Origin of the sequence: Bradyrhizobium sp. (genome assembly GCF_016462955.1) — a bacterium.
In the GTDB taxonomy this organism is placed as follows: Bacteria; Pseudomonadota; Alphaproteobacteria; order Rhizobiales; family Xanthobacteraceae; genus Bradyrhizobium.
Map to the genome: position 1 here is coordinate 12,619 of NZ_JAEMSD010000064.1, position 8,177 is coordinate 20,795.

10 protein-coding genes are annotated in these 8,177 nt (G+C 63.2%); 9 read left to right on the forward strand and 1 reads right to left on the reverse strand.

The features are described 5' to 3' along the window. Positions 1 to 701, reverse strand: a 701-nt coding sequence (locus JHD07_RS09840) for an NAD-dependent epimerase/dehydratase family protein (RefSeq protein WP_291621491.1), incomplete at its 3' end; no start/stop codon positions are given. 163 nt (positions 702 to 864) lie between these two features. Here JHD07_RS09840 and JHD07_RS09845 point away from each other — a divergent pair. From JHD07_RS09845 to rplJ, 9 genes are all read left to right on the forward strand, one after another. Next, positions 865 to 1,452 carry an SIS domain-containing protein gene (locus JHD07_RS09845; RefSeq protein WP_291621493.1) on the forward strand — a complete coding sequence of 196 codons (588 nt, stop codon included), beginning with the start codon at positions 865 to 867 and terminating at the stop codon, positions 1,450 to 1,452. 12 nt (positions 1,453 to 1,464) lie between these two features. Next, entirely contained in the window at positions 1,465 to 2,478 is a 1,014-nt protein-coding gene (locus JHD07_RS09850) for a lysylphosphatidylglycerol synthase transmembrane domain-containing protein (RefSeq protein ID WP_291621494.1), read from the forward strand. Between the two features lie 82 nt (positions 2,479 to 2,560). Then, complete coding sequence (locus tag JHD07_RS09855; RefSeq protein WP_291621495.1) at positions 2,561 to 3,829, forward strand: class I SAM-dependent methyltransferase; 1,269 nt, start codon at positions 2,561 to 2,563, stop codon at positions 3,827 to 3,829. A gap of 325 nt (positions 3,830 to 4,154) precedes the next feature. Beyond that, positions 4,155 to 4,346: a preprotein translocase subunit SecE gene (gene secE / locus JHD07_RS09860; RefSeq protein WP_007611620.1), complete on the forward strand. Its 192-nt coding sequence runs from the start codon at positions 4,155 to 4,157 to the stop codon at positions 4,344 to 4,346. Next, positions 4,346 to 4,900: a transcription termination/antitermination protein NusG gene (gene nusG, locus JHD07_RS09865; RefSeq protein ID WP_291621496.1), complete on the forward strand. Its 555-nt coding sequence runs from the start codon at positions 4,346 to 4,348 to the stop codon at positions 4,898 to 4,900. The genes secE and nusG overlap by 1 nt, the downstream gene beginning before the upstream one ends. 228 nt (positions 4,901 to 5,128) lie before the next feature. Continuing rightward, positions 5,129 to 5,557, forward strand: coding sequence for a 50S ribosomal protein L11 (rplK, locus tag JHD07_RS09870; RefSeq protein WP_011088164.1), 429 nt, complete (start codon positions 5,129 to 5,131; stop codon positions 5,555 to 5,557). 6 nt (positions 5,558 to 5,563) lie between these two features. Next, positions 5,564 to 6,256 carry a 50S ribosomal protein L1 gene (rplA, locus tag JHD07_RS09875; protein ID WP_018647230.1) on the forward strand — a complete coding sequence of 231 codons (693 nt, stop codon included), beginning with the start codon at positions 5,564 to 5,566 and terminating at the stop codon, positions 6,254 to 6,256. Positions 6,257 to 6,346: 90 nt separating this feature from the next. Then, positions 6,347 to 7,300: a 2-hydroxyacid dehydrogenase gene (locus JHD07_RS09880; protein ID WP_291621497.1), complete on the forward strand. Its 954-nt coding sequence runs from the start codon at positions 6,347 to 6,349 to the stop codon at positions 7,298 to 7,300. A gap of 584 nt (positions 7,301 to 7,884) precedes the next feature. Then, the coding region (gene rplJ / locus JHD07_RS09885) for a 50S ribosomal protein L10 (RefSeq protein WP_291621498.1) at positions 7,885 to 8,177 on the forward strand (293 nt) is incomplete at its 3' end.

Consider the following 8,177-nt stretch of genomic DNA (forward strand, 5'->3'; position numbering starts at 1 on the left):
TGAGAGACATCGGAGCGCGCAGCGGTCACGAAGGCATCGGCGACATCGCTGACGAAGGTGAAGTCGCGTGTCTGCTCGCCGTCGCCGACCACGGTGAAGGGCTTGCCAGCGAGCTTCTGCGCCATGAACACGCCAAACACGGCACCGTAGGTGCCCGTGGTGCGATGGCGGGGTCCGTACACGTTGAACAGGCGCAACGCCACCGCGGGCAGCTTGTAGACCTGGCACCAGTGCATGACGCATTGCTCGCCGAGATTCTTGGTGAGCGCGTAGGGATACATCGGCCGGATTTCGGCGGTTTCCGGCGTCGGATAGACGTCGGGAATGCCGTAGCAGGAGGAGGATGCCGCGTAGACGAAGCGGCTGACGCCGGCGTGCCGCGCCGCCTCCAGGACGTTGACCGTGCCGTCGACATTGGCGCGATGATAGGGGATCGGCGACTCGATCGAGGGAACGATGTCGGCGAGTGCGGCGAGATGGAAGACCCAATCGACACCGTGGAAATACGGTCTGATCGAGTCGAGGTCAGTGACGTCCGCCCGCACGACCTTCAACCGGCTCGAACTGGCGTGTGCGGCCAGATTTTCGGCGCGGCCGATGACGAAATTGTCGAGTGCAATGACCTCGTGGCCGTCATCGAGGAGGCGATCGACGAGGTGACTGCCGATGAAGCCGGCGCCGCCAGTAACGATGCATTTCATGGGGAACATCCGTGACGCGAATGCCCAGCGAAACAGGCTCGCCAATGTTGTGAAACCCGAAAGCCGACTATCAGCCGCTCACAAACTTTGCAAGTATTATACCTTTGCAATCCTTGGTAATAGCCGGTATCACCCGGACATGTTGCAACCGAGCCGCCAGCCCATGCCTGCCGAGTCCGTGGATCCCGATCACAAGGCTTTCCTCGACGATTACGTGGGACGCCTGCATCGCGCGACGGCGGCTGACGACGGTATATTTGCCAGGATCTCCGCCACTCGCGCGTCCTGGTTGCGCACGCGCGAGCAGGGCGGCCGGGTCATCTTCATCGGCAATGGCGGTTCGGCCGGCATCGCCTCGCATCTGGCGATCGATCTGGCGAAGAACGCGTCTGTACCCGCGCTCTGCTTCAGCGATGCGAGCATGATGTCGTGCCTTGCCAATGATTACGGGTTCGAGGACTGGATCGCGCACGCCGTGAGGCTGAACGCCCGCGCCGGCGATTGCCTGGTCGCCATCAGCTCGTCGGGGCGCTCCAAGAACATCCTCAATGCGGTTGCGCAGGCGCGGACGATGAAGCTCGACGTGATCACGCTGTCGGGCATGAATGCGGACAACCCGCTGAGCACGCTCGGCGACGTCAATTTCTGGGTCGACAGCCGCAGCTACAACATCGTCGAAACCACGCACCAGTTCTGGATGATGGCCGCCATCGACCTCGTCATCGGTCGTGCGGAATATCCGGCGTCCTGAGGCGGGCAACCGATGCAGTCGCGAGTCAAGCAGGCGGCCCTGTTCTCGGTGAAGCTGCTGCTGTCGATCGCGGTGCTGGTCTACATTGCGCGTGGTCTCGACCTGCGCCAGCTGCGCGATCATCTCGTCTCGGTCGATCCCTTCCTGTTCGGCGTCGCGCTTGCGCTGATCTTCTTGCAAACCTTCGTGCTCAACGGCCGATGGGAGCTGATCATGCGCGCGCTCGGCGTGTCGTTGGACTGGCTCGCGGGTTGGCGGATCCTCATGATCAGCCTCTGGTTCAATCAGGTGTTGCCGTCATCCGTCGGCGGCGACGCAGTGCGGATGTGGCTGCTGCGCCAACGCGGCGTGCAGTGGTCGGAGGCCGTCAAGGGCGTTGCGGCAGACCGCTTCACGGCGCTGATCGGGTTGATCGTGCTGATGGTGATCGGATTGCCGCTTCTGCTGTCACGCGTGTCCAATCCGGCCGCGATCCTCGCCATCGGCGGACTGACGCTGGCGGGCGTCGCCGGCACGGTGGTCCTATTGACGCTCGACCGTCTGCCGAAACGCTTCATCGCGCTTCCCGCGATCGCGAGCTTCGTGCGGTTCGGAACGTTGGTCAGGTTTCTGCTGCTACAGTCCGAGCGCCGTGCGCCGCTTTTCGGATCGGCGCTCCTCATTCATCTCGTCACCGCGACGGCCTGTTACACCCTGGCACGCGGTGTCGGAGCGCAGCTCTCCGTCCTGGACGCAGGCATCCTGATTCCGCCGGTGGTGCTGTTGACGGCCGTTCCGATCTCGATCAGCGGCTGGGGCGTGCGCGAAGGGGCGATGGTCGCCTGCCTTGGTCTGGCCGGGGTGCCGTCCGAGCAAGCGCTGTCAGTTTCGCTGCTTCTGGGTGCCATCAGCGTGATCATCGGCGTCGTCGGCGGTGTGATCTGGCTGGCGAGCCCGGAGCGGGGGTCTTATTCGGCGGACAAGGCCAAGGCGGCCGAGGCAGCTCCCAGCTACGCGCTGGCCAAGGAAGTCTCGAGCCACTCATGACCCACGCGAGCCCATTGCCGATCTGGTTTTCACAGGGTGGGATAATCTCACTCGCGCCCGTATCTCATTTGTCGGTTCCACGATGAAAAACCTGTTCTACGTCCGCAATACCTGCCGCCTCTGCCATTCGGATAAGCAGGAACTGGTCGTCCCGATGGCAGGGATGCCCATCGGCACGCCGAACTTCCAGGTGCCCAACGCCAGCGCCGACGATCCCGTCTTTCGCGCCGCCGTGCCGATGGCGCTCTATTTGTGCAGGGACTGCGGCCACCTCCAGATTCTTCATGTCGGCAATCCGGAGATCCAGTACCGCAACTACGTCTATACCACCTCGCTCTCGCTCGGCCTGCGGGAGCATTTCGCCGGCTATGCCAACGACGTCGTCAGCCGCTTCGAGGTGGCGCCTGGCTCGCTGATCCTGGAACTCGGCAGCAACGACGGCTCGCTCCTTGGCTTCTTCAAAGAGCGCGGCATGCGGGTGCTGGGTGTCGATCCCGCCGTCGACATCGCGCGGCGCGCGACCGAGGCGGGAATCGAGACCATCGGCGATTTCTTCACAGACGCCATCGGGCGCCGCATCCTTCAGAGCCATGGTGCGGCGAGCGTCGTGATCGCGAACAACATGATCGCCAATGTCGACAATCTCGATCCGCTGGTGATCGGGGTGCGCGACGTGCTCGCGCCGGACGGATTGTTCGTCTTCGAAACGCAATACGGCGTCGACGTCACCGAGAAGAACCTGCTCGACACCGTCTATCACGAGCATCTGTCGTATTTTAACATCAAGCCGCTGACGCACTTCTTCGCCCGGCTCGGCATGGAAGTGATCGACGTCCAGCACATCTGGACCAAGGGCGGCTCCATTCGCGTGACGGTTCAGCGGGCGGGCGGGGCGCGGAAGCCGTCGGCCGAGGTCGCGCGGTTCATCGCCGAGGAAGACCGGCTCGGCGTGGACCAGCCAGCCTATTATGCGCCCTATGTGAAGAGGATTGCTGCCATCCGCGACGAATTGGTCGCGATGGCCGATGCCGCCCATGCGCGGGGCCAACAGGTCGCCGGCTACGGCGTCTCGGTCGGCACCACGACCCTGCTGCCGCAGTTCGGCCTGGAGAACAAGATCGACTTCCTGGTGGACGACGATCCCAACAAAGGAAACGTGATGGCCGGTCCGGGTTACGACATTCCGATCCTGCCGCCGGGTGCCCTTTACGAGCGCAAGCCGGCGTTCGTCGTCGTGTTCGCCTGGCGCTACGTCGACCCGATTCGGGCCAAGCACGCCCGCTATTTCGCCGAAGGCGGGAAGTTCGTGGTGCCGCTGCCGGGGATTTCCATGATCGACCGGGCCGACTGACCGTTCCGGGCCGATGCCCCTTTGAGGGATCGAGCCTTGCGGGCGGTGGATAACCCCTTGATCCGCATGGCTTCCGCACCGGGAGGCGGGGGAGGGCGGATTGCCGCGCGAAGTCTCTTTACCTTGACCTTTGGTCCCATCCGCAGTAGATACCCCGCACTCGCAGCCGGCCCGTTAGACGCGGATTTCCGGCGCGGCCTTGAAATCCCCGAACAATCGAGCCCGGTTTCCGGCTCATCCTTCGAGACAGAGGGCTGGGCCAACGGCGGCTGTTCGGATCCCTGAAATTCATTTGCGTCTGTCGACGGACGCTGGACCTCAAGCGATGGCAGTCAGCCCGTTCAAGTTCTTGCAGGAAGTGCGTTCGGAGACCGCCAAGGTCACCTGGCCGACCCGCCGTGAGACCACGATCACCACCATCATGGTGTTCGTCATGGTCGCCGTGGCCTCGATCTTCTTCTTCGCCGCCGATCAGATCATCCGCTATCTCATCACCTTCCTCCTGGGCATTCACTGATGGCAACAGCAACCGCTCAAGTGTCCGACAAGCGCTGGTACATCGTCCACGCCTACTCGAACTTCGAGAAGAAGGTCGCCGAATCGATCCGCGAGCAGGCCAAGCAGCGCGGGCTCGAGGAGCTGTTCGAACTGGTGCTGGTTCCGACCGAGAAGGTCACGGAAGTGCGCCGCGGCCGCAAGGTCGATGCCGAGCGCAAGTTCTTCCCGGGCTACGTGCTGGTGAAGATGAAGCTGACCGACGAGGCGTTCCACCTGATCAAGAATACGCCGAAGGTCACGGGCTTCCTCGGCGCTGAAAACAAGCCGATGCCGATCTCGGAATCCGAGGCCATGCGCATCCTGCACCAGGTGCAGGAGGGTGTGGAACGGCCGAAGGCGTCGGTGTCGTTCGAGATCGGCGAGAACGTGCGCGTGGCGGACGGCCCGTTCGCCTCGTTCTCGGGTGTGGTCGAGGAAATCGACGAGGCGCGCTCGCGCGTGAAGGTCGCGGTGTCGATCTTCGGCCGCGCCACGCCGGTCGAACTGGAATTCGGTCAGGTCGAGAAGGTCTGACTCGAGCTGTCATTGCCGTGCTTGACCCGGCAATCCATCTGCTTCGCAAGAATGCTTTCTGCGAAGAGTGATGGATGCCCGGATCAAGTCCGGGCATGACGAGAGGAGTGGAGGCGGGGACGTCTCCAGGAGAGGCCGTGGGAGGACGAGGGCGGTTGCCAGCCGCACATCGATCCCGACCACGAACCTGAAACCGCCGGCGGCATGCCGGCAGAACAGGAGTGATACATGGCAAAGAAAGTGACCGGATACCTGAAGCTTCAGGTCCCGGCCGGTGCGGCGAATCCTTCGCCCCCGATCGGTCCCGCGCTCGGTCAGCGCGGTCTCAACATCATGGAGTTCTGCAAGGCGTTCAACGCCCAGACCCAGAAGGAAGAGAAGAACACCCCGATCCCGGTGATCATCACCATCTATGCGGACCGTTCCTTCACCTTCGAGATGAAGACGCCGCCGATGTCCTACTTCCTCAAGCAGGCTGCCAAGATCCAGTCCGGCTCGAAGGCGCCGGGCCGCGACAAGGCCGGCAAGGTGACCAAGGCGCAGGTGCGCGAGATCGCCGAGAAGAAGATGAAGGACTTGAATTGCGACACCATCGAATCGGCCATGAAGATGGTCGAGGGCTCGGCCCGTTCGATGGGTCTGGAAGTTGCGGGGTAAGCGGTCATGGCAATCGGAAAGCGTTTGAACAAAGCCCGCGAAGGTATTGACCGCGAAAAGCTTTACCCGCTCGCGGACGCCATCAAGATGGTCAAGGAACGCGCGAAAGCGAAGTTCGACGAGACCATCGAGGTCGCGATCAATCTCGGCGTCGATCCCCGTCACGCGGACCAGATGGTCCGCGGTGTCGTGACCCTGCCGAACGGTACCGGCCGTACGCTGCGCGTCGGCGTGTTCGCCCGGGGCGCCAAGGCCGACGAGGCCAAGGCTGCAGGTGCCGACGTCGTCGGCGCCGAAGACCTGGTCGAGAAGGTGCAGAACGGCTCGATCGATTTCGACCGCTGCATCGCCACCCCCGACATGATGCCCCTGGTCGGTCGTCTCGGTAAGGTGCTCGGCCCGCGCGGCCTGATGCCGAACCCGAAGATCGGCACCGTGACCATGGACGTCACCGGTGCGGTCAAGGGCGCCAAAGGCGGCTCGGTCGAGTTCCGCGTCGAGAAGGCCGGCATCTTGCAGGCCGGCGTCGGCAAGGCCTCGTTCTCCGAGGAGAAGCTGGTCGAGAACATCAAGGCTCTGGCTGACGCGGTCTCCAAGGCGAAGCCCGCCGGTTCCAAGGGCACCTACATCCAGCGCGTTGCGGTGTCCTCGACGATGGGCCCCGGCGTGAAGGTCGAGCCGGGCACCATTCTCGGCTGAGGTTTGGAAATTGCATGAGGCGAGGGGCGGAGTCGGGCGACCGATTCCGCCCCTCGTCGTTTGTGGCGGCGCTCACTGGAAACAAGAACAATGGCTGACAAGGTCCTGATCTATTCGCGCTTTCCCAAAACAATGATGGCGCGTTTCGCCGAGCGATTCGAGCTGCTCGACACCGGCGGCAAGCCCGCGCAAGAGGTGTTTCCGGCGGACGAGCTCAGGGGTATCCGCGCGGTGCTGACCGCGGGCGGAACCGCGCTCGGCGCGGAGGCGATGGATTTCTTTCCGAAGCTCGGTGCCATCGTCTGCTACGGCACCGGCTATGACGGCGTCGACCTGAAGGCGGCGGCCAGCCGCAACATCGCGGTCGGCCACAGCCCGGGTGCCAATGCGGCGTCCGTCGCCGATATCGCGATGACCCTGATGCTGGCGACGACGCGGCGGATTTTGGTCGCCGACCAATATGTTCGCAGCGGCGATTGGGCGGCCTCCAAGCAATCGCCGATGATGCGCCCTCAGACCGGCATGCCCGGCCGCCGCATCGGCGTCTACGGCATGGGCGAGATCGGCCGCAAGATCGCCGCCCGCTGCGCCGCCTTCGAGAGCGAGATCGGTTATTTCAGCCGCACCAGACACGATCTGCCCTATCAATATTTTCCCTCCCTGGAGGCGCTGGCCGACTGGTGCAGCGTGCTGATGATCGCGGTCCGGGCAGGGGCCGAGACCCAGCACGTCGTAAATGCCGACATCCTCAAGCGCCTCGGCGCGGACGGCTATGTCGTCAACATCTCCCGCGGCTCCGTCATCGACGAGAAGGCTCTGGTCGCCGCGCTCGCCGACAACACCATCGCCGGCGCCGGCCTCGACGTCTACGAGGAGGAACCGCACGCCCCGGATGCGCTGACAGTGCTCCCGAACGTCGTGCTCGCCCCTCATATCGGCGGCCACACCCTGGACTCGCACGTGGCCATGCAGAACTGCGTCTTGGCAAACCTGTCGGCGTTCTTCGAGGGCAAGCCGCTCCCTTATGGGGTCAAATTGGCCTGAATGGGGGCCTTGTTGGGTCATCTCAGGCCCGGCCGGCAACGGATTGGAACTGGTGTGAATTTTGCTCTTGGCAAGCAGGCAGAGAGCGGTTAAAGAACCGCCTCCGGACGTGCCGGCCTCGGCTGGCGCGTTCGTGCACGCATTCCGAAAACCTGACACGACAGGAGATCATTCCTTTTCAGGACGTCCGCAAGGATTTGCCCGAAAAGGAAAGAGAACCCGTCGGTTGGTGGGATGCGGGCAGAGGTCGGACGGTTCGCCGGCTGGCCTCGTCCTGTCCAAGACTGCAGGCGCCTGCGGGAAATTTAGATTTCTCAACGGCTTAATCGCATAGCCTGCATAGACGGGTGAAGACCGGATTTCACTTCGCCTTCCACCTTAACGGTGGTTGCGGAACGTGTCTGGTTCGGACCTCGACACGCCGTGGGCCTCAACGGGCTCTCGGAGGGCAGGCTTTGAATCGTCGTCTCGCCCGGCGCGTGTCCTTTGGGTTTTGGCCCCGAGGTTCAGGTTTTGGGTGGGACGATGGGTGCAACCCGGCGGTCCCGCTTTTTGCGATGACCGCCAACCGGAGAGAGCTTGCTGTGGAACGAGCGGCAAAAAAAGAGGCGGTCGAACAGCTCAATGAGGTCTTCAAGACCACGAGCGTCGCGATCGTTGCTCAATATTCCGGCCTCACCGTCGCCCAGATGCAGAAGCTGCGCCAGCAGATGAAGCAGGCGGGCGCTGCGGTGAAGGTCTCGAAGAACCGTCTCGCCAAAATTGCTCTTGAAGGCACTGACGTCGTTGCCATCGGCCCCATGCTGAAGGGACCGACCGTGATCGCCACTTCGAACGATCCGGTAGCGGCGCCAAAGGTCGCCATCGAATTCGCCAA

What these genes read in the sequence shown, in the direction of transcription:
- JHD07_RS09845 (WP_291621493.1), top strand. Translation starts at nt 865, where the DNA reads ATGCCTGCCGAGTCCGTGGATCCCGATCACAAGGCTTTCCTCGACGAT.
- JHD07_RS09850 (WP_291621494.1), top strand. Translation starts at nt 1,465, where the DNA reads ATGCAGTCGCGAGTCAAGCAGGCGGCCCTGTTCTCGGTGAAGCTGCTG.
- JHD07_RS09855 (WP_291621495.1), top strand. Translation starts at nt 2,561, where the DNA reads ATGAAAAACCTGTTCTACGTCCGCAATACCTGCCGCCTCTGCCATTCG.
- secE (WP_007611620.1), top strand. Translation starts at nt 4,155, where the DNA reads ATGGCAGTCAGCCCGTTCAAGTTCTTGCAGGAAGTGCGTTCGGAGACC.
- nusG (WP_291621496.1), top strand. Translation starts at nt 4,346, where the DNA reads ATGGCAACAGCAACCGCTCAAGTGTCCGACAAGCGCTGGTACATCGTC.
- rplK (WP_011088164.1), top strand. Translation starts at nt 5,129, where the DNA reads ATGGCAAAGAAAGTGACCGGATACCTGAAGCTTCAGGTCCCGGCCGGT.
- rplA (WP_018647230.1), top strand. Translation starts at nt 5,564, where the DNA reads ATGGCAATCGGAAAGCGTTTGAACAAAGCCCGCGAAGGTATTGACCGC.
- JHD07_RS09880 (WP_291621497.1), top strand. Translation starts at nt 6,347, where the DNA reads ATGGCTGACAAGGTCCTGATCTATTCGCGCTTTCCCAAAACAATGATG.